Raw genomic sequence first — 25,119 nt, 5'->3', positions numbered from 1 at the left:
ATGCACTCCTTAGCGTGGTTTCAGGGTCGCGATAAGAAAGTCTTTCGAGCTTTCTACCTTGCCCTGCTGAATGGCGGCTGCCGGATCGACATGCTTCGGACAGACTTCCGAGCAATAGCCCACGAAGGTACAGGTCCAGACGCCGTTCTGACCGTTAAGCTGCGCCATGCGCTCCTTCTTGCCGTGGTCGCGACTGTCTTCGTTGTAGCGATGGGCGAGGGTGATGGCCGCCGGGCCGATAAACTCCGGATTAAGACCAAACTGCGGGCAGGCGGCGTAGCACAGGCCGCAGTTGATACAGCCGGAGAACTGATGGTATTTGGCCATTTGCGCCGGAGTTTGCTTGTTTGGCCCCTGATCCGGTGTGCGCGGGTTGCCAATAATATAGGGCTTAATGGCCTCCAGGCTCTCGATAAAGTGGGTCATATCGACCACCAGATCGCGCTCAATCGGGAAGTTGGCCAGCGCCTCAACCTTAATGCCCTTGGTGTATTCGCGCAGGAAAGTTTTACAGGCCAGTTTCGGCACTTTATTGACCATCATCCCACAGGAACCGCAGATCGCCATGCGGCAGGACCAGCGATAGCTGAGATCCGGCGCAAGGTTATCTTTGATGTAACCCAGCGCGTCGAGCAGCGAGGTTTGCTCATCATAAGGCACTTCATAGAACGCGCTGTGCGGTGCGGCGTCCACTTCCGGGTTGTAGCGCACCACTTCAATTTTGAGGTTCTTCATCTCAGCCATTTGCCGTCTCCTTCTTCTCGGCTGCTTCCGCTTCTGCGCCATATACGCGTTTCGCCGGCGGCAGAGTGGTGATTTTCACCTCGCCGTACTCCAGGCGTGTGGTGCCATCTGCATCGCGGAAAGCCAGCGTATGTTTGAGGAAATTGACATCATCACGTTCGGTGCAGCCTTCATCCAGGCGCTGGTGCGCGCCGCGTGACTCTTTACGTGCAATAGCGGAGTGCGCCATACATTCGGCAACGTTCAGGCCATGGCCCAGTTCGATGGTGTAGAGCAGGTCGGTGTTGAAGACGCTGGAGTTGTCGGTAATGCGCACGCGCTTAAAGCGCTCCTGCAACTCCGCCAGCTTATCGATGGTTTTCTGCATCAGTTCCGGCGTGCGATAGATACCGCAGCCTTCTTCCATCGACAGCCCCATTTCATCGCGAATTTTCGCCCAGTTCTCGTTACCTTCCTGATTAACGAGATCTTTCAGTCGTTTTTCTACATCGGCGGCCTGCGCATCCAGCGCCGCAACGTTCATTTCACCGGCTTGTGCGGCGCGCTTCATCGCTTGTTCACCGGCGAGGCGGCCAAATACCACCAGCTCTGCCAGCGAGTTGGAGCCGAGGCGGTTGGCGCCATGCAGGCCGACGGAAGAACATTCGCCAACCGCGAACAGGCCTTTAATCCGCGTTTCACACTGCTGGTCGGTTTCAATGCCGCCCATCGTGTAGTGGGCGGTCGGACGGACCGGAATCGGCTCTTTCACCGGGTCAACGCCGACATAGGCTTTGGCCAGCTCGCAGATAAACGGCAGGCGTTCAAGCAGCTTTTTCTCACCGAGATGCCGCAGGTCGAGATAGACCACGTCGCCGCGCGGCGTCGGGATGGTGTTACCTTTACGCCATTCGTGCCAGAAGGCCTGGGAGACTTTGTCGCGCGGACCGAGCTCCATATATTTGTTTTTAGGCTCACCCAGCGGCGTTTCCGGACCCATGCCGTAATCCTGCAGATAGCGGTAGCCATTTTTGTTAACCAGAATACCGCCTTCACCGCGACAGCCTTCCGTCATCAGAATACCGGAGCCGGGCAGGCCGGTTGGGTGATACTGAACAAACTCCATATCGCGCAGCGGTACGCCGTGGCTCAGCGCCATGCCCATCCCGTCGCCGGTAACGATGCCGCCGTTGGTGTTGTAGCGATAAACACGTCCCGCGCCGCCGGTCGCCATAACCACCGCATTTGCGCGGATTTGGACCAGCGAACCTTCCATCATATTCATCGCCACCAGGCCACGGGCCTGACCATCGTCGACCAGAATGTCGAGGACGAAGTGTTCATCGAAGCGTTGGATTTGGGGGAACTGGAGGGAGGTCTGGAACAGGGTATGCAGCATATGGAAGCCGGTCTTATCGGCGGCAAACCACGTACGTTCGATTTTCATCCCCCCGAAGCGGCGCACGTTGACGCTACCGTCCGGACGGCGGCTCCACGGACATCCCCACTGCTCAAGCTGGGTCATTTCCGTGGGGCAGTGGTGGACAAAGTAATCGACGACATCCTGCTCGCAGAGCCAGTCGCCACCGGCGACGGTGTCGTGAAAATGGTACTCAAAGCTGTCATGATCCTGTGCAACGGCAGCAGAACCTCCCTCGGCCGCAACGGTATGGCTGCGCATGGGATAGACTTTTGAAATCAGTGCGATTTTGGCATGTGGATTTGCCTGCGCCGCGGCAATAGCGGCGCGAAGACCAGCTCCGCCAGCGCCAATAACAGCAAGATCGGCTTGAAAAGTTTGCACGACATTCCTCCAGTTTTTGTATATTTCGCCGCCGGACTGGCGAAAAAGTATCACTGCTCCTTTATAGGTAAAGGAGTATAGCCGTAGGGTTGATGGGGAAAATTGATGTGTTCGATTTTTTTGTCAATATGTGCGCCGGTTTATCAGTTCTGGTGATGAATTCTCTTCGGCAACACCTTTCCCGTCGGTCACAGGGGGGCCGGTTCGCACAAAATTTGTTTCACCCGACGGTTACGAGTAGACTTCGTGCCCTTGTATGAAATCGGAGAAAGTAACATGAGCGAGACGGCAACCTGGCAGCCGAGCGCGTCCATTCCAAACCTGTTGAAACGCGCGGCGATAATGGCGGAAATTCGCCGTTTCTTTAGCGATCGCGGCGTGCTGGAGGTGGAGACGCCTTGCATGAGTCAGGCAACCGTGACGGATATTCACATGTTTCCGTTCCAGACCCGTTTCGTCGGCCCTGGCTATTCGCAGGGGATGGATCTCTATCTGATGACCAGCCCGGAATACCATATGAAGCGCCTGCTGGCCGCGGGCTGTGGCCCTGTGTTCCAGCTGTGTCGTAGCTTCCGCAATGAAGAGATGGGGCGTCACCACAATCCGGAATTCACGATGCTGGAGTGGTATCGTCCGTGCTATGACATGTATCGGCTGATTAACGAAGTCGATGACTTGCTTCAGCAGGTGCTGGAGTGCCAGCCGGCGGAAAGCCTCTCGTATCAGCAGGCGTTCCTGCGTCATCTTGAGCTTGATCCGCTGTCGGCCGATAAGACGCAGCTGCGTGAAGCGGCGGCGAAGCTCGATCTGAGCAACATTGCCGATACGGAAGAAGACCGGGATACCTTGCTGCAGCTGCTGTTTACCATGGGCGTCGAGCCGCATATTGGTAAAGATCGCCCGACCTTTGTCTATCACTTCCCGGCCAGTCAGGCGTCTCTGGCGCAAATCAGCACCGAAGATCATCGCGTGGCGGAGCGCTTTGAGGTCTATTACAAGGGTATTGAGCTGGCGAATGGTTTCCACGAGCTGACCGACGCGCGTGAACAGCAGCAGCGTTTCGAGCAGGATAACCGCAAACGAGCGGCTCGCGGCCTGCCGCAGCAGCCTATCGATCGGAATCTGCTTGATGCGCTGGCCGCCGGACTGCCGGACTGTTCCGGCGTGGCGCTGGGGGTCGATCGCGTGGTGATGCTGGCGCTGGGCGCCGAAAGCATCGGCGAAGTGATTGCCTTTACCGTCGATCGCGCCTGATTTGCCCGGCCGCTTCCCTTACCGAACGGGCTAAGGGAAGCGTGGTGATGGGGGAACGGATATCGCGCCGTACCGGCGCGATGGGTCTTACAGACTCCCCGCCGTGCGGCTGGATTTCCCGGCCGACGTCAGCGCCCGACTGCTTTTTCTGCCATCAATGCTTTCCAGACGCATCTGGAACGGCGGGAACGGCATATCGATACCGTGTTCGCGGTAGCCGGCCAGAATCAGCTGGTGGAGTTCGTGACGCAGCGGCATGCGATGCCCCATTTCGGCGGCGTAGATACGCAGCTCGAAAATCTGAATCCCCTGCTGCAGGTCGACGAGGAACGCTTCCGGTGCCGGCGTATCGATTACCAGCGAACAGCGGTGGGCGGCGGCGATCAGGATCTGCGTGACCTCTTCGGTGTTGGCATCCGCCGGTGCCGGGATGGTTAACACCACGCGAGTGACCGAGTCAGAGAGCGACCAGTTGATAAACTGCTCGGTGATGAAGGCCTTGTTAGGCACGATAATCTCTTTACGGTCCCAGTCGCTGATGGTGGTTGCGCGGGTATTGATGCGGGTGACGCTGCCGGTCAGATCGCGGATCGTGACCGTATCGCCAATACGTATCGGCTTTTCAAACAGGATGATCAGGCCGGAGATAAAGTTGGCGAAGATCTCCTGGAGACCAAAGCCCAGCCCCACGCCGAGGGCGGCGACCAGCCACTGCAGCTTGGCCCATTCAATCCCAATCATCGAGAAGCCCATCAGGCCGCCAATCAGCATCAGCAGATATTTGGTGATGGTGGTGATGGCATACCCGGTCCCCGGGGTGAGATCGAGGTGCTGCAGAATCGCCAGCTCCAGCAGCGCCGGTAAGTTTCGCACCAGCTGGGTGGTGATAATCAGCACCAGAATGGCAATCAGCACGGCGCCGAGGGTAATCGGCTCCAGACTTTCAACGCCCTGCACCGTCGAGGTGACATCCCACAACGAGATATTCTCGAGGAAGCCGAAGGCAGAGTGAATTTCTGACCACAGGACGATGACCGAGACCAGCGCGATCAGCATCAGCAGCGAACGGACCAGGCGCAGGGACTGCGTACTGATCGCATCGAGATCGATTTCACTCACTTCGTTCTCTGCGGAACCCTCAGGACTGCTGGAATGGGCGACGTCATCTTCCCCGCGAGCACGCTGAGCGAGAATTTCCGCCCGTCGATGTTTCGCGCGGTCGAAGGCCAGCCGGCGGCGTTGGATCAGCATCCAGCGGCGAATGATGTGGTAGACCACCAGCAGCAGGAACCAGATAGCAACGGAGGTTTCCAGCCTTGCCAGCAGCGCCTGGGCGGTGGCCAGATAGCCGATCGCCGCCGCCAGCATGGCGATTAACGGCGCGCCGAGCAGCAGGTTCCACAGCATGCGGTTAACCATATTATCGCCGTTCCCGGCTTTATCGAGATAAAGCGGGATCCCGGCGTGCTTCAGGCTCAGGGTGACCAGCGCCAGCGCCCCGCAAATCAGCAGGAAGCAGAGGCGGCCGAGCGAAGCGGAAAACTCCCGGTCGTTAAGATTATCAAACATGATCAGCGCGATAATCAGCGGCACGATCAGGCCGATGCTCATCAGGTAGTAGCGCATGGCTTTGCTGACGCGACTGCGCGGCCAGCCGAAATGCGCGATAAACAGGCCGTTCGGACGTGCAAAGGTGGCGCAAACCATCACCACCCACAGCAGCGGTACCGTGGCAGTGACGCTTTCGCCGATCGCCACCGCCAGCGGGAAGGGCCATGCCGATTGCAGACCGTAGCCCAGCGTCATCCACAGTACGGGGAGGGGAGAGGCCACCAGAATCGACCAGAACACCGTGCGCAGCGTGAGCCAGAAATGATCCTGCGTGACTTTGCCGACGCGGGCGCTGGAGCGTTCGAGGAAACGGGTAAAGTGACGGCGCGAGCTGATGCTGAAGCCCACCAGGATCAGCGCGCCAAACAGCGGCAGCAGCGTCTCCTTGCTGGTTAACATCATGGCGCTGGCTTTGCCAAGCTGGCTGACGGTATCGAGAGAGACCAGGCGGCGCAGGTCGTGGACGATTTCCAGCGGCCACGAAAAACCGATCGGGCTGACGTCTGACGTCCAGAACAGATAGCGGTGCGTTGCTTCATTGATCTCTTTCAGCGCATCTTCCAGCTGACCGTTGGAGACTTTCAGCTTGGTCAGCTCCAGAATCAGCGTATCGCCGCCCTGGAGCAGCGAATTAAGCAACTCAGTTTGCGTGCGCAGCTGCGCTTCCAGAATGCGGCTTTGTTCGCTGGTGAGCGGCTCGCCGTCCGCCTGGCGAATCAGACGCAGCTGCGGCTGGCTGCTGAGCAGATCCTCATAATGCAGACGCTGCACCCGTAGCTGCGCCATCTCGGTATCCAGCTGCTGCGGCTTCGGCGTTTCCGGCAGACGGGCTACCTGGGCACGCAGGGCTTCGCCCAGCAGGTTGGAGGATCCCAGCCATTGCGACTGTTCGCGCAGGGTATTCAGCGCCTGGCGCACCTGCAGCGTCTGGTTGGCCGCCTGACGCTGCTGCGAGGCCACCAGATCCATACGCTGGGCCTGCTGGTTCAGCGCCTGTGACAGCTCACGGTTGACTTTAAACTGGGCCACGAGCTCCGGCGGCAGGTTTTCACTGTTCTCTGCCAGCAGCTCGGTGCTTTCCAGCGCTTTCTCCGCTTCACGTTGACGCTGGCTGTTGAGCTGATTACGCAGCGCCTGCAGATAGCCGTCGAGCAGCTTGCCCTGTTTCTGCGCCAGATCGCCGCGCATCCGCGACAGCTCCTGACGATTGTTCGCCGAGAGCTGGGCCAGATCCAGTTCGTTCACCAGCGCTTTCAGGCGCGCAGATTCCGCCTGCAGACCAAGATTCTGTGCCTGCGCCAGCGGCGTATTGCTGGTTTGCGTGCCGACGCGGCGCTCAACTTCATTGAGCTGGCGACGCGCGTCGCTCTGCTGCTGCGGAAGCTGGTTAAGCGAGTCGGCGATATCGCGGGCGCGTTCCTGCTCCTGCTGGGCCTGGCGACTGGCTTCGAGCAGCTGACTGCTGACCTGCAGGATTTCCTGGTTCAGCGCATCCGTGGAGAGGTTGGTTGCGACCTGGCGCGGCTCATCGGGCAGATTGCCGATCTGCGAACGCAGCGTCTGGAAAAGTTTGGGGAAATTATCGATAACCTGCTGGTACTGGCGCGCGCGCTCAAGGGAGGCGCTGCGTTCCTCGAGCGCGTTCAGTGCAGATTGTAAGGCTTCAACGGTACCAGGCTGAGCGGGTTTTGCCGCCTTCGCCTGTTCCAGTTCCTGAGCGATCTGTTTCGCATCGGGGGCTGTCGCTGCGTACGCCCCCAGACTGAGGCTCCAGGCCAGCAGGAAAATATATATCAGGCGCACGGCATAACCCTTTTTTGTCAGGAATTAACCTTCGTCTTGCGTCGCGTCGCTCAGTGGGCTGACGCCATCTGCGGTCGCGGACATCGTCTCTACGGCAGTCGCCAGCGGCTGGCCGAGTCGGGTGGCGGAGAGGCTTTGCAGCTGTTCAACCAGCTTTACTTTACCCGGAGCAAACAGGTTGATTACCGTAGAACCGAGCTTAAAGCGGCCCATCTCCTGGCCCTTCAGCAGCGCGACGGAACCTTCGCTGTCGCCCGCCGGCCAGGTCCAGCGTTTGATAACGCCTTCCCGTGGCGGGGTCACCGTACCGGACCAGACGGTTTCAATGCTGCCAACAATCGTGGCCCCCACCAGAATTTGCACCATCGGGCCAAATTCAGTATCAAACAGGCAGATAACGCGCTCGTTACGGGCAAACAGATTCGGAACGTTCTGTGCGGTCAGGTGGTTAACGGAGAACAGATCCCCCGGGACGTAGATCATTTCACGCAGGATACCGTTGCACGGCATGTGTACACGGTGATAGTCACGCGGCGACAGGTAGGTGGTGGCGAAGGTGCCGTTGCGGAACAGATCGGCCATCTGGTAGTTCCCTGCCAGCAGCGCTTCCAGCGTGTAGTTGTGGCCTTTGGCCTGCAAAATTTTGTCGTCTTCGATGGCGCCCAGCTGGCTGATTACGCCATCGGCAGGCATGACCAGCACGTTAGGGTCGGTATTCAGCGGACGGGCGTCTTCGCGCAGCGGGCGCACGAAGAAATCGTTAAAGGTGCGGTAGCTGGCGGTATCAGGCTTTTGCGCCTCTTTCATATCGACCTTGTAGCATTTCACGAACAGATCGATGACCAGCTTTGTCAGCCAACCCGCTCGTTTGCTCGCACCCCAGCCTGCGAGGCGGGTGAGCCACAGTTTAGGCAGAATGTATTGCAGTGAAAGTTTAAGATCGTTTAACAAGGTAGCCTCCAGGCCATGATTTGTCGTTCCTGACCCCGTCAACGTGCGGGGTCCTGAAAAAAGGGGACGATTCTAACGATGCTCAGCTTAAATGTCAGTCATCGGATGATGAAAAGCTTTTACGCGTTTTTACCTGTACCTGAGTCATGCTTTCCAGAATGCGGTGATAGTTTGCAAAACGGCTCTCGGCGATGTGGCCATTTTCTACCGCTTCACGAATGGCGCAGCCCGGATCGGTATCGTGCTTGCAGTCGCGATATTTACAACGGCCTAAATAATCATGGAATTCGACAAAGCCGTGGGTAATTTGTTCCGCCTCCAGGTGCCACAGACCGAATTCGCGAACGCCGGGGGAGTCAATGACATCGCCGCCGTGCGGGAAGTGATAGAGGCGCGCGGCGGTGGTGGTGTGCTGGCCAAGTCCTGAGTTGTCAGACACGTCATTGGTCAGGATCTGATCCTCATGCAGACCCAGCAGCGCATTCAGCAGGCTGGATTTCCCTACCCCGGACTGCCCGGCAAAGATACTGATACGGTCAGTGAGCGCTTCCTCAAGCGGCTTGAGGCCATCCTGAGTACGGCTGGAAACCATCAGCACGCGATAGCCGATGCCGCGGTAGATATCCATCTGCTCGTTCACGAAGGCCATGCCGTCGGCATCCAGCAGATCGGTCTTATTGAGCACAATCAGCGGTTCAACGTCCAGCGTCTCGCAGGCGACCAGATAGCGGTCGATAATGTTCAGAGACAGTTCGGGCAGGATCGCGGAAACAATGACGATTTGATCGATATTGGCGGCGATGGGTTTGACGCCATCGTAAAAGTCTGGACGGGTCAGGACGGAGGTGCGGTCATGTACCGCTTCGACAATCCCTTTCACATTGACGCCGTCGGCGGCATCTTTACCTGGTCTCCAGACGACGCGATCGCCGGTAACCAGCGAACGGATTGTGCGGCGAATGTTGCAGCGGTGAACGCTACCGTCGGCGGATTCGACATCGGCATGCATGCCAAAGCGGCTGATGACGATCCCTTCAGAGGTTTCACCAAACAGGTTGTCATCGTAATCGGCCTTCTCCGAAGTCGTTTTCAGGCGGCGCTGGTGGTTGGCCTTCACGCGGCGCTGTTGGCCTTTGGAGAGTTTATTTTTACTCAATCGGACTGGCTCCTGGTCGCCCTAAGTGGGCAAAACCTCTATGATACACGCTATCTAAGATGAATATCGACCCGTCATCTTGCAAGATGCTGGTACGTTGCTTTGCCTGCATCCTGAAGCTTTACGGGCCAGAATTGTAAAATTATGGGTGGAAAATAGCATGAGTGCAGATGAAAACAACCTGATTTGGATCGATCTCGAAATGACCGGGCTGGATCCTGAGCGCGATCGCATTATTGAAATCGCCACTCTGGTGACCGATGCGCACCTGAATATTCTGGCGGAAGGGCCGACGATTGCGGTTCACCAGTCCGATGCGCAGCTGGCGCTGATGGATGAGTGGAACGTGCGCACCCATACCGGGAGCGGGCTGGTCGAACGCGTTAAGGCCAGCACCCTGGGCGATCGCGAAGCGGAACTGGCCACCCTCGAATTTCTTAAACAGTGGGTGCCGGCGGGCAAATCACCGATCTGCGGCAACAGCATTGGTCAGGATCGCCGTTTCCTGTTCAAATATATGCCTGAGCTGGAAGCTTATTTCCACTACCGCTACCTCGACGTCAGCACGCTGAAAGAGCTGGCGCGCCGCTGGAAGCCGGAAATCCTTGATGGTTTTAAAAAGCAGGGTACCCATCAGGCGATGGATGATATTCGCGAGTCGGTAGCGGAACTGGCTTACTATCGCGAGAACTTTATCAAGCTGTAATGCCGGCGCCGGGGTCAGCTGGCCCCGGCGTTGCTATCTTATTTAAACCACTTCTGTTCCATCGCCTGGAAGTCAGGCGACGCCTTAACCACCTCCAGCGCGGCATTCATGGCATTGAGCAGCTCCGGATCGTCTTTACGTAGCGCAATGGCATATTGCTTGCCGTAATATTTCGGGTCGGTCGCTCGCTCATCCATCATGGCGTAGTCAGGATTCTCCTGCAGCCACGGGTCGAGGGTCGTCTGGTCGCCCATCACGGCATTCACGTTCCCCTCTTTCAGCGCGGCCAGAGCGCTGGCGTCATTGTCATACTCGATGACGTTGACCCCTTTTTGTTTATCGTGCAAATAACGCTGGTGGACGGTGCCTTTAACGACGCCGAGCTTCTTGCCCTTCAGATCGGCGAAGCGGTGGGCGGCCCCTTTTGTCGTCACCACCACGCCGGAGAGCGTTTGACGATAGGGCTGGGTAAAGGCAACCTGCTTTTCGCGCATGGGAATGACTTCAATACCGGCAATGATGGCATCGAATTTTTTAAAGCGCAGCGCGGGAATCAGCGTATTGAAGTCCTGCGGGGTAAATTTGCATTCGGCCTGCATCTGTTTGCACAGCGCTTTGGCCAGATCGATATCAAACCCCGAGGGCTGGTTTTTCGCATTCACGGTTTCAAAGGGCGGATTGGCCGTCGTGGTGCCGAAATGCAGCGTCGTCGCAGATGCTGTCCCTGCAGCAAGCAGCGTGGTCAGCAGCAGGACGGAAAGCGCTCTTGTCATCTGAATTTCCCTGTTTGTCATGGTTGTTGACCGTTAGCGGGTATCGCGACCCGGAAATCTGAGCGATTTTGCGCCTTTAGCGCGGTTGGAAAAAGTTATTTTGCCTTGTCCGATGCTTATTTGTACAATTTGGCGGTGTGTCTGGCGATAAAATGTCCATTCAGACAAAAAACACAAAAAAGTGTTCGCAGGGGGGTTGCAGGTAAATCGAATTCTCGTATAATGCGCCTCCCGTGACGAAGCAGAAATGCACATCACGGCGCCGTAGAAATATGGCAAGAAGTACGCGGGAATAGCTCAGTTGGTAGAGCACGACCTTGCCAAGGTCGGGGTCGCGAGTTCGAGTCTCGTTTCCCGCTCCAAAATTTGAAAGCACCATACCCAAGCGGGAATAGCTCAGTTGGTAGAGCACGACCTTGCCAAGGTCGGGGTCGCGAGTTCGAGTCTCGTTTCCCGCTCCAAAATTTGAAAGTCACCATACCCAAGCGGGAATAGCTCAGTTGGTAGAGCACGACCTTGCCAAGGTCGGGGTCGCGAGTTCGAGTCTCGTTTCCCGCTCCAAAATTTCTTCTCATCTCCAGTTTATCCACAGTGCAAAATCGCACCGGGGATGCTTTCCGCCGTCGCAAGAAAAATACTGTAAACAGAGTTATCCACAGGTTAAACGCTCGCCGCCTGACGTCGAAAAACTTCACTTCTTGAATGATATCTCTCTATCTATCTGATATTTAATAAATAAATTTCATTTCAAAGTGTTAATCCGATCACTTGACGAACGTCTGCGTGTTGAAACGCAATGTATTTTTGTTTTTATTCACAGCCTGTGAATGAATCAGGCATCCCTCGGTAACCCTTTCTCAATCACCCGGACCAGACGCTGTTTCTTCGGCAACTGCACTTCAATGACGTTGGCATTACGTTTCTCAATTTGTTGCGCGACCGCCCACTCAATGTGTTCATCGAGTAGTGGGTGCTCACCTCGGCGACTTTCCAGTGCCGTCAGATGCGCTTCATCCCAGGGCGCATTGCCCAATGCAACGGCAATATTCCGTAGCCAGCGCAGATGGCCAATCCGGCGAATGGCAGAACCCTCCGTCACCTTCAGAAAATGCGCTTCGCTCCAGGCAAACAGTTCTATCAGCGGCGGCGCATGCAGCGCTTTGCGAGGGCTGAAATCCGTTTCGTCCGTTAACTGCGAGAAGCGGTTCCACGGGCAAATCAGCTGGCAGTCATCGCAGCCGTAGATACGGTTGCCGATAAGCGGGCGAAACGCCTCGGGAATGGCGCCTTCCAGCTCAATGGTCAGATAAGAGATACAGCGACGGGCATCCACGGTATAGGGTTCGACGATCGCGCCGGTGGGGCAGATAGTCATGCAGGCCACGCAACGGCCGCACTCTTCCGTCACCGGGCTGTCGATAGGGAGCGGAATATCAACGAGCAGTTCGCCGAGAAAAAAGAACGATCCGGCATCGCGGTTGAGAATAAGCGAGTGCTTGCCGGTCCAGCCAAGCCCGGCTTTTTCCGCCAAAGGGCGCTCCAGAATGGGCGCAGAATCGACAAACGGTCTAAAATTGAGCGAAGCACACTGTTCCTGAATCATCTCTCCGAGTTTTTTCAGGCGGTTACGCAATAGCTTATGATAATCACGCCCGAGGGCATAGCGGCTGACGTAACCCAGCGAGGGATCTTTCAGGGGGCGGGCAAAAGCGGCGTTGGCGGGAAGATAGTTCATCCGCACGCTGATCACGCGTAACGTACCGGGCTGAAGCTCATGGGGACGGGCGCGCATCATTCCGTGACGCGCCATCCATTCCATCTCGCCGTGGTATTGTTTATCCAGCCATGCCTGCAGTTTAGGTTCGCTGGCGCTGAGATCGGTATCGGTAATCCCGACCTGCTGGAACCCCAGTTCAGTGCCCCACTGCTTGATTTGCTGCGCTAACTTATTGAGATCGAGGGGCTGAGACATGATGGACCATACGATGACGAAAAACCCTGTGAGTATACCACACTTCATCTGGCCTGCAGATGCGCTGCGGCGCGCGGAAAAAGCGGCGGCGGACAGTCTGGGGCTGACGCTGTTTGAGCTGATGATGCGGGCCGGGGAAGCGGCTTTTCAGCGGGCGCGAGCCGACTACCCTGCCAGCAAGCACTGGCTGATCCTCTGTGGTCATGGCAATAACGGTGGTGATGGCTACGTGGTGGCGCGCCTGGCGCAGGCCGACGGCATCGCGGTCACGCTGCTGGCCCTCGAGAGCGAGAAACCGCTGCCGGAAGAAGCCAGCGCCGCCCGTGATGCGTGGCTGAACGCCGGTGGAACCATCCACGCCGCAGATATTCCCTGGCCACAGGATATTTCTCTCATTATCGACGGGCTTCTTGGCACCGGGCTGCATAGCGCTCCGCGGGAGAACATCGCGACCTTAATCCAGCGAGCGAATGCGCATCCTGCGCCGGTTGTGGCGCTGGATATCCCCTCGGGACTCAATGCGCAAACCGGGACCACCCCCGGGGCGGTGATAGATGCGGCCTGCACGATCACCTTTATTGGCCTCAAGCCCGGGCTGCTGACGGGCAAAGCCCGGGATGTGGTTGGCCGTCTGCACTACCACGCGCTGGGACTCGAAAGCTGGTTGGCTGCGCAGACGGTGCCGCTGCGGCGATTCGATGCGTCACAGCTGGCCGACTGGCTCCCGCCAAGACGTCCGACGTCGCATAAAGGCGATCACGGGAAGCTGGTGATTATCGGTGGCGATCGCGGTACCGCTGGCGCTATCCGCATGGCCGGTGAAGCGGCGTTACGGGCGGGGGCGGGTTTGGTGCGAGTGCTCACTCACAAAGAAAACATTGCCCCTGTCGTCGCCGCCAGGCCTGAATTAATGGTCCACGAGCTGACCACGCAAAGTATTGATGACAGCCTGCAATGGGCCGATGTGGTGGCGATTGGCCCCGGCCTTGGGCAAAACGAATGGGGAGCCCAGGCCCTGCGCCAGGTGTGGGATTGCCGCAAGCCGATGGTATGGGATGCGGATGCGTTGAACCTGCTGGCAATCAATCCCGATAAACGTCACAATCGTGTGTTGACGCCGCACCCCGGTGAAGCCGCCCGTATGCTGAACTGTAACGTGGCAGAAATTGAAAGCGATCGCTTACTTTCTGCGCAACGTCTGGTAAAACGTTACGGAGGCGTGGTGGTGCTGAAAGGCGCGGGCACGGTGGTGGCCAGCGAAGCAGGCGAGATGGCTATTATCCATGCCGGCAACGCCGGTATGGCCAGCGGCGGAATGGGCGATGTACTGACCGGTATTATCGCCGCACTGTCAGGACAACGGCTGACGCCGTATGATGCTGCCTGCGCCGGCTGCGTGGCGCATGGCGAAGCCGCTGACCGACTGGCTGCCCGCTATGGCAGCCGCGGGATGCTGGCGACCGATCTCTTTTCCACGCTCAGGCGTGTTGTTAACCCGGATGTGATTGACCTGAACCATGATGAACCGAGTGATTCCTTTAGCCGATGAGCAGGCAACTTTAGACCTTGGTGACCGTATTGCGCAGGCCTGTACTGGCGCGACGGTTATCTATCTGTATGGCGATTTAGGGGCGGGGAAAACGACCTTCAGCCGCGGCTTTTTACACGCGCTCGGCCATCGCGGGAATGTCAAAAGCCCGACCTATACGCTGGTGGAGCCCTACACGCTCGACAATCTGATGGTGTACCACTTTGACCTGTATCGTCTGGCGGACCCTGAAGAACTCGAATTTATGGGGATCCGTGATTATTTTGCTAACGATGCCATCTGCCTGGTGGAGTGGCCCCAACAAGGTGCGGGTGTATTGCCTGAGCCGGATGTCGAAATCCATCTTGCCTATCAGGCACAAGGGCGTGAGGCGCGCGTAACGGCGGTCTCTGCATTGGGTGAGTCTATATTGACGCGTTTAGCCTGAAGGATAACGGGATGATCTATCGCATAACCAGTTGGCTGGCCGCGACGCTGATGCTGTTTAGCATTCAGGCCACTGCGGCAAGTTTATCCGATATCCAGGTCGCAAATGGAGATCAGCAGGCCCGTATTACGATTAGCTTTATCGGCGATCCAGAATATTCGTTCAGTCCACAGGGCAAGCGTACCGTGGCGCTGGATATTAAGCAGAGCGGTGTGCTTCAGGGGCTACCGCTGCAGTTTAGCGGCAACAACCTGGTGAAAAGCATTCGGGCGGGAACACCGCAGGATACTCAGACTCTGCGCCTGCTGGTGGACCTGACGGAAGATGGTAAAACCCGCGCGGTGAAGCAGCAGAATGGCTCAAACTACACCGTGGTTTTCACGATTAATGCCGATGCGCCGCCTCCGCCACCTCCGCCTCCGCCGGTAGTAGCTAAACGGGTCGAAGCCCCGCTGCAGCCTGTACGCCCGGCTGAGCCCGCACGGAATCCGTTCAAATCGTCGGGCAGCGAGCGACAAACGGCGATGACCAGCAGCCAGAGCGTGACGCGCCCGGTGAGCCGTGCGGTGGCGTCGGATGATAAGGTGATTATCGCTATTGATGCCGGTCACGGTGGGCAGGATCCCGGTGCGATTGGACCGAACGGCACCAAAGAGAAGAATGTCACGATTGCTATTGCCCGCAAACTGCGCGCGCTGTTAAATGCCGATCCACTCTTTAAGCCCGTATTGACCCGCGATGGGGATTACTTTATTTCGGTGATGGGGCGTTCGGACGTGGCGCGTAAGCAGAACGCTAACTTCCTGGTATCCATTCATGCCGATGCGGCACCGAATCGCGATGCTACCGGCGCGTCGGTATGGGTGCTCTCCAACCGTCGCGCGAACAGCGAGATGGCCGGCTGGCTCGAGCAGCATGAGAAGCAGTCTGAACTGCTTGGCGGGGCGGGCGATGTGCTGGCGAACAGCCAGTCCGATCCCTACCTCAGCCAGGCGGTACTGGATTTACAGTTCGGCCATTCCCAGCGCGTTGGCTATGATGTGGCAACCAACGTATTAAGCCAGCTGCAGCGGGTAGGCGATCTGCATAAACGCCGTCCTGAGCATGCCAGCCTTGGCGTATTGCGCTCGCCGGATATCCCGTCGATCCTGGTGGAAACCGGTTTTATCAGCAACACCGGGGAAGAGCGCCTGTTGGGCAGCGACAATTATCAGCAGCAGATTGCCGAAGCCATTTATAACGGCCTGCGTAACTACTTTATGCAACATCCGCTTCAGTCGGCACCGCGCGGAGAGACAGCCCAAACCGCCAGCGCCACTTCGCCTGGCAGGACGTTGATCAATTAAGGAGTCAGTCATGCCGATTCAGGTTCTACCGCCGCAGCTCGCCAACCAGATTGCCGCAGGTGAGGTGGTGGAACGTCCGGCGTCGGTGGTGAAGGAGCTGGTCGAAAACAGTCTCGACGCTGGCGCGACGCGCATTGATATTGATATTGAGCGCGGTGGCGCAAAGCTTATCCGCATTCGCGATAACGGCTGCGGGATCAAAAAGGACGAGCTGGCGCTGGCGCTGGCGCGTCATGCCACCAGTAAAATTGCCACGCTCGATGACCTGGAAGCGATTATCAGCCTCGGTTTTCGCGGCGAGGCGCTGGCCAGCATCAGCTCGGTTGCCCGACTGACGCTGACTTCCCGCACAGCGGAGCAGCAGGAGGCCTGGCAGGCCTACGCCGAGGGGCGCGATCAGGAGGTGACCGTCAAACCGGCGGCGCATCCGGTTGGTACCACGCTGGAAGTGCTGGATCTGTTTTACAATACCCCGGCGCGACGCAAGTTTATGCGCACCGAAAAGACCGAGTTTGGTCACATCGATGAAATTGTCAGACGCATTGCGCTGGCGCGTTTTGACGTCACCATTAACCTCAGCCATAACGGCAAAGCGGTGCGCCAGTATCGTGCGGTGCCTGAGGGCGGCCAGCGCGAACGGCGGCTGGGCGCGATCTGCGGCATGCCGTTTCTCGAACATGCCCTGGCGATCGAGTGGCAGCATGGCGATCTGACTCTGCGCGGCTGGGTGGCCGATCCTTTACATACCAACCCGACGCTGGCGGAAATTCAGTATTGCTACGTCAATGGCCGCATGATGCGCGATCGTTTAATCAATCATGCGATTCGTCAGGCCTGCGAAGATAAGCTGGGGGCCGACCAGCAGCCGGCATTTGTGCTTTACCTGGAGATCGATCCGCACCAGGTGGATGTTAACGTCCACCCGGCGAAGCATGAAGTCCGTTTCCACCAGTCGCGTCTGGTGCATGATTTTATCTATCAGGGCGTATTGAGCGTGCTCCAGCAGCAGCTTAACGCCCCGCTGGCAGAAGAACACGAAGCTGAGCCGGTGCGCCCGACGGTCCCGGAAAACCGGGTGGCGGCGGGCGGCAACCACTTTGCCCAGCCGGCGGCGGCTCGTGAGCCCGCCGCACCACGCTATAGCAGCGAGGCGCCGCGCCCGTCGCCGGGAGCCGCGGCTGCGGGCGCAGCCAGCTGGCCGCATGCGCAGCCCGGCTATCAGAAACAGCAGGGGGCGCTCTATCGCCAGCTGCTGGAAACACCGGCGGTGGAACGCAAAAGCAGCGCGCCGGCGCCTGCAGCGGACGGCCTCTCCGGGCACAGCCAAAGCTTTGGCCGCGTACTGACTATCGTGGCTGGTGATTGCGCCCTGCTGGAGCGAGACGGCAAGCTGGCGCTGCTGTCGTTGCCGGTTGCTGAACGCTGGCTACGGCAGGCGCAGCTGACGCCGGAGGTTGAGCCGGTGTGCGCTCAGCCGCTGCTGATCCCGCTGCGGCTGAAAGCGTCCGCCGCGGAGAAAGCGGCGCTGGATAAAGCGCAGTCGGCGCTGGCGTTACTGGGTATCGATCTGCAGTCTGACGCGCAACATTTGACGGTTCGCGCCGTGCCTTTACCCTTAAGACAACAAAATTTACAAATCTTGATTCCTGAACTGATAGGCTACCTGGCGCAGCAAAAGGCATTCGACGTCGGCAACATCGCGCAGTGGATTGCGCGTAATCTGGCGAGCGAACATGCGCAGTGGAATATGGCGCAGGCGATTACCGTGCTGGCCGACGTTGAACGTTTGTGCCCGCAGCTGGTAAAAGCGCCGCCGGGTGGTCTGTTACAACCTGTTGATTTACATTCGGCGATGACTGCCCTGAAAGATGAGTGATACCACCACGGCGAGCCTGCCTAAGGCAATATTTTTAATGGGCCCGACGGCCTCCGGTAAAACCGCCTTAGCGATTGCTTTGCGTAAAATTTTACCGGTAGAGTTGATTAGTGTTGATTCCGCCCTTATCTATCGAGGAATGGACATTGGCACTGCCAAGCCAGATGCCGCGGAGCTGAGCGCTGCGCCGCATCGGCTGCTGGATATTCGCGATCCGGCAGAGGCTTATTCCGCGGCGGATTTTCGCCGCGATGCGCTGGCTGAAATGGCGGAGATCGTCGCAGCCGGGCGTATTCCGCTACTGGTTGGCGGAACAATGTTGTATTTCAAAGCGTTGCTGGAAGGATTGTCGCCGTTACCGTCGGCGGATCCACAGGTCAGGGCTAAAATTGAGCAGCAGGCAGTAGAGCAGGGGTGGCACGCGTTGCACCGGCAGCTACAGGAGATCGATCCCGTTGCCGCCGCGCGTATTCATCCAAATGATCCGCAAAGACTTTCCCGGGCACTGGAAGTTTTTTTCATTTCGGGTAAAACTTTAACGGAACTGACGCAAACGTCAGGAGACGCTCTGCCGTACCAGGTGCATCAGTTCGCCATCGCCCCGGCGAGCCGTGAACTGCTCCATCAACGCATAGAGCAGCGTTTTCATCAGATGTTAGCTTCGGGTTTTGAAGCAGAAGTACGGGCGCTTTTTGCCCGCGGAGATTTGCATACGGATATGCCTTCCATTCGTTGTGTCGGATACCGCCAGATGTGGTCATATCTTGATGGCGAGATCCCGTATGATGAAATGGTTTATCGAGGTGTTTGCGCCACGAGACAGTTAGCGAAACGTCAGATGACCTGGTTACGTGGCTGGGAAGATATTCACTGGTTAGATAGTGAACATCCTGAACAGGCGCTCAACAAAGTATTACAGGTAGTTGGTGCGAGCCAGGACTGAACGTGTACAATTAAACGGTATCGTGCGTAATTTTTTTTAAGAATCGTAAGGTTCTGAGTACAAAACAAGCATACATATAAGGAAAAGAGAGAATGGCTAAGGGGCAATCTTTACAAGATCCGTTCCTGAACGCTTTGCGTCGGGAACGCGTTCCGGTTTCTATTTATTTGGTGAATGGTATTAAGCTGCAAGGGCAAATTGAGTCTTTCGATCAGTTCGTGATCCTGTTGAAAAACACGGTCAGCCAGATGGTCTACAAGCACGCAATTTCTACTGTTGTCCCGTCTCGCCCGGTGTCTCACCACAGCAATAATGCTGGCGGCGGTACAAGCAACTATCACCACGGTGGTAGCGCGCAGGGTTCATCTGCGCCGCAGCAAGACAGCGAAGACACCGAATAAGGTTGATGCTGTTTTTCCATGCCGGGGAGCCAGGTTTATTCGATGCGTTTCAGGTTGTAGAAAGGCGGCGCGTAGTGACTCCCCAGCCATTTGCGTAAGTAGATGACTGGGGTGAATAACAAATTTGCCAGGGGCAGATTTGAACGACGCGTGTGGCGGCCCGGCCAGAGTCGGGCAAGAAAGCCAACGTCCATGCGGCCTGAAAGACAACGGGTAACTGTGTTCCCCGCTGGTATTTTATAAGGGGTTTACGCTTGTTTGACCGTTATGATGCCGGTGAGCAGGCGGTGCTGGTACACATCTATTTTTCGCAAGACAAAGATATGGAAGACCTTCAGGAGTTTGAATCCCTGGTCTCCTCTGCCGGTGTCGAAGCAATGCAGGTGATTACCGGTAGCCGTAAAGCACCGCACCCAAAATATTTTGTTGGTGAAGGTAAGGCTGTCGAAATTGCGGAAGCCGTAAAAGCGACCGGCGCGTCAGTCGTGCTGTTCGATCATGCCCTGAGCCCGGCTCAGGAACGAAATCTGGAACGCTTATGCGAATGCCGGGTTATCGATCGCACAGGTCTTATCTTAGATATTTTTGCCCAGCGCGCGCGTACCCATGAAGGGAAACTGCAGGTTGAGCTGGCACAGCTGCGCCATATGGCCACGCGCCTGGTTCGCGGCTGGACCCACCTTGAAAGACAGAAAGGCGGGATTGGTTTGCGCGGCCCGGGTGAAACCCAGCTCGAAACTGACCGTCGACTCCTGCGCAATCGGATAATGCAGATCCTGTCGCGACTGGAGAAAGTGTCAAAACAGCGTGAGCAAGGACGGCGGTCACGGGCCAAAGCCGATATTCCAACCGTCTCGCTGGTGGGGTACACCAACGCCGGAAAATCAACGCTGTTTAACCAGATAACGGAAGCCGAGGTCTACGCTGCGAACCAGCTGTTCGCGACGCTGGATCCGACGCTGCGCCGCATTGATGTTACCGATGTCGGCGAGACCGTGCTTGCGGATACCGTGGGCTTTATTCGCCATCTGCCGCACGACCTGGTCGCGGCGTTTAAAGCCACTTTGCAGGAGACGCGTCAGGCGACGCTGCTGCTGCACGTGATTGATGCAGCCGATGTTCGGGTGCAGGAAAACATTGATGCAGTCAATACGGTCCTCGCGGAAATTGAGGCCGATGAGATCCCGATGCTGCTGGTGATGAACAAAATCGACATGCTGGATGATTTTGAACCGCGTATCGATAGAGATGAAGAGAATAAACCGATTCGGGTCTGGCTCTCCGCCCAGACCGGGGTTGGCGTACCACTGCTTTTTCAGGCTTTGACGGAACGGCTTTCCGGTGAAGTAGCGCAGCACACGTTGCGTCTACCGCCACAGGAAGGGCGACTGAGAAGTCGGTTCTATCAGCTTCAGGCGATAGAAAAAGAGTGGCTGGAGGATGACGGCAGCGTGGGTCTGCAGGTGCGCATGCCGATCGTTGACTGGCGTCGCCTCTGTAAACAAGAGCCAGCGCTGGTTGATTACGTGATTTGACCTTGCAGCTTGCCTGAAGATATTAACCCCTGTGGGGATATCAAAAACAAATATGGAGCATATACATGGCGTGGAATCAGCCCGGTAATAACGGACAGGACCGCGACCCGTGGGGGAGCAGCAATAACCAAGGCGGCAACTCCGGGGGAAATGGCAATAAAGGTGGTCGCGAGCAGGGGCCGCCCGATCTGGATGATATCTTCCGCAAGTTAAGTAAAAAACTTGGCGGTCTCGGTGGCGGCAAAGGGGGCCAGGGGAGCGGTAGCAGCTCTCAGGGACCACGCGGCCCGATGGGCGGACGCATTGTCGGCATCGTGGCGGCTGCCGCGGTTATTATCTGGGCTGCCAGCGGTTTCTATACCATCAAGGAAGCTGAACGTGGTGTGGTCACTCGCTTTGGTAAATTCAGCCATCTGGTTGAGCCTGGTCTTAACTGGAAGCCAACCTTTATCGATAACGTTCAGGCCGTTAACGTTGAGTCGGTACGTGAACTGGCGGCTTCTGGCGTCATGCTGACGTCCGATGAAAACGTCGTGCGCGTTGAGATGAACGTCCAGTATCGTGTGACCGATCCTGAGCGCTACCTGTTTAGCGTGGCCAGCGCGGACGATAGCCTGCGTCAGGCCACTGACAGCGCCCTGCGCGGCGTGATCGGCAAGTACACGATGGACCGCATTTTGACCGAAGGTCGTACCGTTATTCGTAGCGATACCCAGCGTGAGCTGGAAGAGACGATTCGTCCGTACAACATGGGGATCACCCTGCTGGACGTCAACTTCCAGACGGCGCGTCCGCCGGAAGAAGTGAAGGCGGCATTTGATGATGCAATTGCGGCGCGTGAGAACGAGCAGCAATACATCCGTGAAGCCGAAGCTTATACCAACGAAGTTCAGCCGCGAGCCAATGGTCAGGCGCAGCGTATCCTTGAAGAGGCGCGTGCGTACAAAACTCAGACCGTTCTTGAAGCGCAGGGTGAAGTTGCGCGCTTTGCGAAGATTCTGCCTGAGTATAAAGCTGCACCGGAAATCACCCGTGAACGTCTGTATATCGAAAGCATGGAAAAAGTGCTGAGCCATACCCGTAAAGTGCTGGTGAACGATAAGGGTGGCAATCTGATGGTTCTGCCTCTGGACCAGATGCTGAAAGGCGCCGGAGCCCCGGCGGCAAAGAGCGGTAGCAGTGGCGCGAGCGATCTGCTGCGTCTGCCGCCTGCATCCAGCTCAAGCAGTGCCAGCACCACGCCGACCACCACGGACGGCAACATTATGGACCAACGCCGCGCTAACGCGCAGCGTAACGACTACCAGCGTCAGGGGGAATAACGATGCGTAAATCTGTTATTGCGATAATTGTCATCGTGCTGGTAGTGCTTTACATGTCGATCTTTGTCGTCAAAGAAGGCGAGCGTGGGATTACGCTGCGCTTTGGTAAAGTTCTCCGCGATAGTGAAAACAAACCGCTGGTCTATTCTCCGGGTCTGCACTTCAAGCTCCCGTTTATTGAATCAGTGAAAACGCTGGATGCGCGCATTCAGACCATGGACAACCAGGCCGATCGCTTTGTCACCAAAGAGAAGAAAGACCTGATCGTTGACTCCTACATCAAATGGCGTATCAGCGACTTCAGCCGCTACTACCTGGCAACCGGCGGCGGCGACGTCTCCCAGGCCGAAGTACTGCTGAAGCGTAAGTTCTCTGACCGTCTGCGTTCTGAAATTGGTCGCCTGGACGTGAAGGATATCGTGACCGATTCCCGCGGTCGTCTGACGCTGGAAGTGCGTGATGCGTTGAACTCCGGTTCAGCGGGCACAGAAGACGAAGTCAGTACGCCGGCGGCCGACGATGCTATCGCTAAAGCGGCGGAGCGCGTATCGGCAGAAACCAACGGAAAGGTGCCGGTTATTAACCCGAACAGTATGGCGGCGCTGGGTATTGAAGTTGTCGACGTACGCATCAAGCAGATCAACCTGCCGGCTGAAGTGTCCGAAGCGATTTACAACCGTATGCGCGCCGAGCGTGAAGCGGTTGCCCGTCGCCATCGTTCACAGGGCCAGGAAGAGGCTGAGAAGCTGCGCGCAACGGCGGACTATGAAGTCACCAAGACGCTGGCTGAAGCGGAACGTCAGGGCCGAATCATGCGTGGTGAAGGTGATGCGGATGCCGCGAAGCTGTTTGCCGATGCGTTTAGCCAGGATCCGGGCTTCTATGCCTTTATCCGTAGTCTGCGCGCCTATGAGAATAGCTTCCAGAGCAATCAGGACGTGATGGTTCTCAGCCCGGACAGCGATTTCTTCCGCTATATGAAATCGCCGGATTCGGTTCGCAAGTAAGTTATATTGTGAGTAAAAAGGCGCCTTGAGAAAGGCGCCTTTTTTATAGGTGCGGGTTTATAAATAACTTGTAACACAATAAGTTATGGGCTTTTTTGTACGATACCAGTTCATAATGAACGTGAAATACCGGACAATGCCGCAAAAGGTCTGTTTCCGCATTGCTCTCCCGTCGATGCCTCTTGTGGGTGGGGACGCTTTCTTTCTAAGGGTCAATAATGAACGCAACAATCTGGCTGGCACTGGCGCTGGTTTTAGTACTCGAAGGGCTCGGGCCGCTGCTTTATCCGCGCGCCTGGCGTCGGATGGTCGCGACAATGAGCCAGCTGCCGGATAATTTATTACGCCGTTTTGGCGGTGGTCTTGTGGTTGCCGGGTTTGTCATCTACTACATGTTGACGAAATCGATGACTTGATCAAAAAGTGGTCAGACTTGCCTGGAATTGCCTGCAAAAAGTGCTGTAACTCTGAAAAAGCGATGGTAGAATCCATTTTTAAGCAAACGGTGATTTTGAAAAATGGGTAACAACGTCGTCGTACTGGGCACCCAATGGGGTGACGAAGGTAAAGGGAAGATCGTCGATCTCCTGACTGAACGGGCTAAATATGTTGTGCGCTACCAGGGTGGTCACAACGCAGGCCATACTCTCGTAATCAACGGTGAAAAAACCGTCCTCCATCTTATTCCATCAGGTATTCTTCGCGAGAATGTCACCAGCATCATCGGTAACGGTGTTGTGCTGTCTCCGGCTGCGCTGATGAAAGAGATGAAAGGTCTGGAAGACCGTGGTATCCCTGTTCGTGAGCGTCTGCTGCTGTCCGAAGCCTGTCCGCTTATCCTCGATTATCATGTCGCGCTGGACGTTGCGCGTGAAAAAGCACGTGGTGCGAAAGCTATCGGTACCACCGGTCGCGGCATCGGCCCTGCTTACGAAGATAAAGTCGCACGCCGCGGTCTGCGCGTTGGTGACCTGTTTGATAAAGCAACCTTCGCTGTCAAACTGAAAGAAGTGATGGAATATCACAACTTCCAGCTGGTGAACTTCTATAAAGCAGAAGCGGTTGACTATCAGAAAGTGCTGGATGATGTCATGGCGATTGCCGACATTCTGACGGCGATGGTTGTTGATGTTTCCGATCTGCTGGACCAGGCGCGTAAGCGCGGCGACTTCGTGATGTTCGAAGGCGCGCAGGGGACGCTGCTGGATATCGACCACGGTACCTATCCGTACGTGACCTCGTCTAACACCACCGCGGGTGGCGTGGCGACCGGTTCCGGTTTGGGGCCGCGTTACGTGGATTACGTTCTGGGGATCATCAAAGCCTACTCGACTCGCGTCGGTGCAGGTCCGTTCCCGACTGAACTGTTTGATGATATCGGCGAGTTCCTGTGCAAGCAGGGTAACGAGTTCGGCGCCACTACCGGCCGTCGTCGTCGTACCGGCTGGCTGGATATCGTTGCGATCCGTCGCGCGGTGCAGATCAACTCCCTGTCTGGCTTCTGCCTGACTAAGCTGGATGTTCTGGACGGCCTGAAAGAAGTGAAACTCTGCGTTGCCTACCGTCTGCCGGACGGCCGCGAAGTGACGACCACTCCGCTGGCTGCTGACAACTGGGAAGGCATTGAGCCGATTTATGAAACCATGCCGGGCTGGTCTGAAACCACCTTCGGCGTGAAAACGCGCAGCGGTCTGCCGCAGGCAGCGCTGAACTATATCGCGCGCATTGAAGAGCTGACCGGCGTGCCGGTTGATATCATCTCTACCGGTCCCGACCGTTCTGAGACGATGATTCTGCGCGATCCGTTTGACGCATAATCATCTCCTGGGGCGCCGCTAAGGCGCCCCTTGTTTTTGCTGTTCACCCGCCCCATTTCAAATAAATTAGCGGCCTGAGCGCTGGCTGGTTTATCATCAATACAGTATCAATACGGTCTTACCCGAGGATTAATACACACAAG

20 protein-coding genes and 3 tRNA genes are annotated in these 25,119 nt (G+C 56.9%); 16 read left to right on the top strand and 7 right to left on the bottom strand.

Annotated features, from left to right (window positions below):
* Positions 1-9 precede the first annotated feature (9 nt).
* Entirely contained in the window at positions 10-744 is a 735-nt protein-coding gene (gene frdB / locus OQV00_RS24255; RefSeq protein WP_004856988.1) for a fumarate reductase iron-sulfur protein, read from the bottom strand.
* Positions 737-2,527 carry a fumarate reductase (quinol) flavoprotein subunit gene (frdA, locus tag OQV00_RS24250; protein WP_004856991.1) on the bottom strand — a complete coding sequence of 597 codons (1,791 nt, stop codon included), beginning with the start codon at positions 2,525-2,527 and terminating at the stop codon, positions 737-739. The genes frdB and frdA overlap by 8 nt, the downstream gene beginning before the upstream one ends.
* Positions 2,528-2,803: 276 nt before the next feature.
* Here frdA and epmA point away from each other — a divergent pair, with 276 nt between their 5' ends.
* Positions 2,804-3,781, top strand: a complete 978-nt coding sequence (gene epmA, locus OQV00_RS24245) for an elongation factor P--(R)-beta-lysine ligase (protein ID WP_004856995.1) — start codon at positions 2,804-2,806, stop codon at positions 3,779-3,781.
* Positions 3,782-3,868: 87 nt separating this feature from the next.
* Here the strand turns inward: epmA and mscM are convergent, their stop codons facing one another.
* The 3 genes from mscM to rsgA all read right to left on the bottom strand — a co-directional run bounded on the left by mscM (position 3,869) and on the right by rsgA (position 9,302).
* Positions 3,869-7,195, bottom strand: coding sequence for a miniconductance mechanosensitive channel MscM (gene mscM / locus OQV00_RS24240; RefSeq protein ID WP_015585332.1), 3,327 nt, complete (start codon positions 7,193-7,195; stop codon positions 3,869-3,871).
* Positions 7,196-7,219: 24 nt separating this feature from the next.
* Positions 7,220-8,146 carry an archaetidylserine decarboxylase gene (gene asd, locus OQV00_RS24235; protein WP_015585331.1) on the bottom strand — a complete coding sequence of 309 codons (927 nt, stop codon included), beginning with the start codon at positions 8,144-8,146 and terminating at the stop codon, positions 7,220-7,222.
* A gap of 94 nt (positions 8,147-8,240) precedes the next feature.
* Entirely contained in the window at positions 8,241-9,302 is a 1,062-nt protein-coding gene (rsgA, locus tag OQV00_RS24230; RefSeq protein ID WP_004857004.1) for a small ribosomal subunit biogenesis GTPase RsgA, read from the bottom strand.
* 160 nt (positions 9,303-9,462) lie between these two features.
* Between rsgA and orn the strand changes: the two genes are divergently transcribed.
* Positions 9,463-10,008: an oligoribonuclease gene (orn, locus tag OQV00_RS24225; RefSeq protein ID WP_004857009.1), complete on the top strand. Its 546-nt coding sequence runs from the start codon at positions 9,463-9,465 to the stop codon at positions 10,006-10,008.
* Positions 10,009-10,046: 38 nt separating this feature from the next.
* Here the strand turns inward: orn and OQV00_RS24220 are convergent, their stop codons facing one another.
* Positions 10,047-10,781, bottom strand: coding sequence for an arginine ABC transporter substrate-binding protein (locus OQV00_RS24220; protein ID WP_004857012.1), 735 nt, complete (start codon positions 10,779-10,781; stop codon positions 10,047-10,049).
* A 286-nt stretch (positions 10,782-11,067) separates the two neighbouring features.
* On the opposite strand from OQV00_RS24220, the gene OQV00_RS24215 reads away from it, so the two are divergent.
* From OQV00_RS24215 to OQV00_RS24205, 3 genes are all read left to right on the top strand, one after another.
* Positions 11,068-11,143: transfer RNA gene (locus OQV00_RS24215), tRNA-Gly, on the top strand.
* A gap of 23 nt (positions 11,144-11,166) precedes the next feature.
* A tRNA-Gly gene (locus OQV00_RS24210) sits at positions 11,167-11,242 on the top strand.
* Positions 11,243-11,266: 24 nt separating this feature from the next.
* A tRNA-Gly gene (locus OQV00_RS24205) sits at positions 11,267-11,342 on the top strand.
* Between the two features lie 271 nt (positions 11,343-11,613).
* On the opposite strand, the gene queG is transcribed toward OQV00_RS24205, so the two are convergent.
* Positions 11,614-12,753 carry a tRNA epoxyqueuosine(34) reductase QueG gene (gene queG, locus OQV00_RS24200; RefSeq protein ID WP_211843846.1) on the bottom strand — a complete coding sequence of 380 codons (1,140 nt, stop codon included), beginning with the start codon at positions 12,751-12,753 and terminating at the stop codon, positions 11,614-11,616.
* A 13-nt stretch (positions 12,754-12,766) separates the two neighbouring features.
* Between queG and nnr the strand changes: the two genes are divergently transcribed.
* From nnr to OQV00_RS24145, 11 genes are all read left to right on the top strand, one after another.
* Entirely contained in the window at positions 12,767-14,302 is a 1,536-nt protein-coding gene (gene nnr, locus OQV00_RS24195; protein WP_266279548.1) for a bifunctional ADP-dependent NAD(P)H-hydrate dehydratase/NAD(P)H-hydrate epimerase, read from the top strand.
* Positions 14,271-14,729, top strand: coding sequence for a tRNA (adenosine(37)-N6)-threonylcarbamoyltransferase complex ATPase subunit type 1 TsaE (tsaE, locus tag OQV00_RS24190; RefSeq protein WP_004857020.1), 459 nt, complete (start codon positions 14,271-14,273; stop codon positions 14,727-14,729). Before nnr ends, tsaE begins: the two co-directional genes overlap by 32 nt.
* Before the next feature lie 11 nt (positions 14,730-14,740).
* The gene (gene amiB, locus OQV00_RS24185) at positions 14,741-16,075 is read left to right on the top strand and encodes an N-acetylmuramoyl-L-alanine amidase AmiB (protein WP_004857023.1); all 1,335 of its coding nucleotides are present in this window, start codon (positions 14,741-14,743) and stop codon (positions 16,073-16,075) included.
* Between the two features lie 10 nt (positions 16,076-16,085).
* Complete coding sequence (gene mutL, locus OQV00_RS24180) at positions 16,086-17,951, top strand: DNA mismatch repair endonuclease MutL (RefSeq protein WP_015585327.1); 1,866 nt, start codon at positions 16,086-16,088, stop codon at positions 17,949-17,951.
* Entirely contained in the window at positions 17,944-18,894 is a 951-nt protein-coding gene (miaA, locus tag OQV00_RS24175; RefSeq protein WP_075808948.1) for a tRNA (adenosine(37)-N6)-dimethylallyltransferase MiaA, read from the top strand. The genes mutL and miaA overlap by 8 nt, the downstream gene beginning before the upstream one ends.
* 92 nt (positions 18,895-18,986) lie before the next feature.
* Entirely contained in the window at positions 18,987-19,295 is a 309-nt protein-coding gene (gene hfq / locus OQV00_RS24170; RefSeq protein WP_004857035.1) for an RNA chaperone Hfq, read from the top strand.
* 254 nt (positions 19,296-19,549) lie between these two features.
* On the top strand, positions 19,550-20,830 hold the full coding sequence (gene hflX, locus OQV00_RS24165; RefSeq protein ID WP_004857038.1) for a ribosome rescue GTPase HflX: 1,281 nt from the start codon (positions 19,550-19,552) through the stop codon (positions 20,828-20,830).
* 65 nt (positions 20,831-20,895) lie between these two features.
* Positions 20,896-22,152, top strand: a complete 1,257-nt coding sequence (gene hflK, locus OQV00_RS24160) for an FtsH protease activity modulator HflK (protein ID WP_004857040.1) — start codon at positions 20,896-20,898, stop codon at positions 22,150-22,152.
* A gap of 2 nt (positions 22,153-22,154) precedes the next feature.
* On the top strand, positions 22,155-23,159 hold the full coding sequence (gene hflC / locus OQV00_RS24155; RefSeq protein WP_004857043.1) for a protease modulator HflC: 1,005 nt from the start codon (positions 22,155-22,157) through the stop codon (positions 23,157-23,159).
* 218 nt (positions 23,160-23,377) lie between these two features.
* Positions 23,378-23,575 (top strand): DUF2065 domain-containing protein, encoded by a 198-nt coding sequence (locus tag OQV00_RS24150; protein WP_004857046.1) that lies wholly within the window; start codon positions 23,378-23,380, stop codon positions 23,573-23,575.
* 102 nt (positions 23,576-23,677) lie between these two features.
* Positions 23,678-24,976 carry an adenylosuccinate synthase gene (locus tag OQV00_RS24145; protein WP_004857049.1) on the top strand — a complete coding sequence of 433 codons (1,299 nt, stop codon included), beginning with the start codon at positions 23,678-23,680 and terminating at the stop codon, positions 24,974-24,976.
* The last annotated feature ends 143 nt before the right edge of the window (positions 24,977-25,119 follow it).

Origin of the sequence: Klebsiella sp. DY2415 (genome assembly GCF_026314315.1) — a bacterium.
GTDB classification, from domain to species: Bacteria; Pseudomonadota; Gammaproteobacteria; order Enterobacterales; family Enterobacteriaceae; genus Klebsiella; species Klebsiella ornithinolytica.
Note: the sequence above shows the minus strand (reverse complement) of the source record. Positions and strands in the feature narration are given on the sequence as shown.

What these genes read in the sequence shown, in the direction of transcription:
- queG (WP_211843846.1), bottom strand. Translation starts at nt 12,753, where the DNA reads ATGTCTCAGCCCCTCGATCTCAATAAGTTAGCGCAGCAAATCAAGCAG.
- mutL (WP_015585327.1), top strand. Translation starts at nt 16,086, where the DNA reads ATGCCGATTCAGGTTCTACCGCCGCAGCTCGCCAACCAGATTGCCGCA.
- tsaE (WP_004857020.1), top strand. Translation starts at nt 14,271, where the DNA reads ATGATGAACCGAGTGATTCCTTTAGCCGATGAGCAGGCAACTTTAGAC.
- frdB (WP_004856988.1), bottom strand. Translation starts at nt 744, where the DNA reads ATGGCTGAGATGAAGAACCTCAAAATTGAAGTGGTGCGCTACAACCCG.
- OQV00_RS24145 (WP_004857049.1), top strand. Translation starts at nt 23,678, where the DNA reads ATGGGTAACAACGTCGTCGTACTGGGCACCCAATGGGGTGACGAAGGT.
- hflC (WP_004857043.1), top strand. Translation starts at nt 22,155, where the DNA reads ATGCGTAAATCTGTTATTGCGATAATTGTCATCGTGCTGGTAGTGCTT.
- orn (WP_004857009.1), top strand. Translation starts at nt 9,463, where the DNA reads ATGAGTGCAGATGAAAACAACCTGATTTGGATCGATCTCGAAATGACC.
- OQV00_RS24220 (WP_004857012.1), bottom strand. Translation starts at nt 10,781, where the DNA reads ATGACAAGAGCGCTTTCCGTCCTGCTGCTGACCACGCTGCTTGCTGCA.
- amiB (WP_004857023.1), top strand. Translation starts at nt 14,741, where the DNA reads ATGATCTATCGCATAACCAGTTGGCTGGCCGCGACGCTGATGCTGTTT.
- OQV00_RS24150 (WP_004857046.1), top strand. Translation starts at nt 23,378, where the DNA reads ATGAACGCAACAATCTGGCTGGCACTGGCGCTGGTTTTAGTACTCGAA.
- hfq (WP_004857035.1), top strand. Translation starts at nt 18,987, where the DNA reads ATGGCTAAGGGGCAATCTTTACAAGATCCGTTCCTGAACGCTTTGCGT.
- miaA (WP_075808948.1), top strand. Translation starts at nt 17,944, where the DNA reads ATGAGTGATACCACCACGGCGAGCCTGCCTAAGGCAATATTTTTAATG.
- epmA (WP_004856995.1), top strand. Translation starts at nt 2,804, where the DNA reads ATGAGCGAGACGGCAACCTGGCAGCCGAGCGCGTCCATTCCAAACCTG.
- hflK (WP_004857040.1), top strand. Translation starts at nt 20,896, where the DNA reads ATGGCGTGGAATCAGCCCGGTAATAACGGACAGGACCGCGACCCGTGG.
- nnr (WP_266279548.1), top strand. Translation starts at nt 12,767, where the DNA reads ATGACGAAAAACCCTGTGAGTATACCACACTTCATCTGGCCTGCAGAT.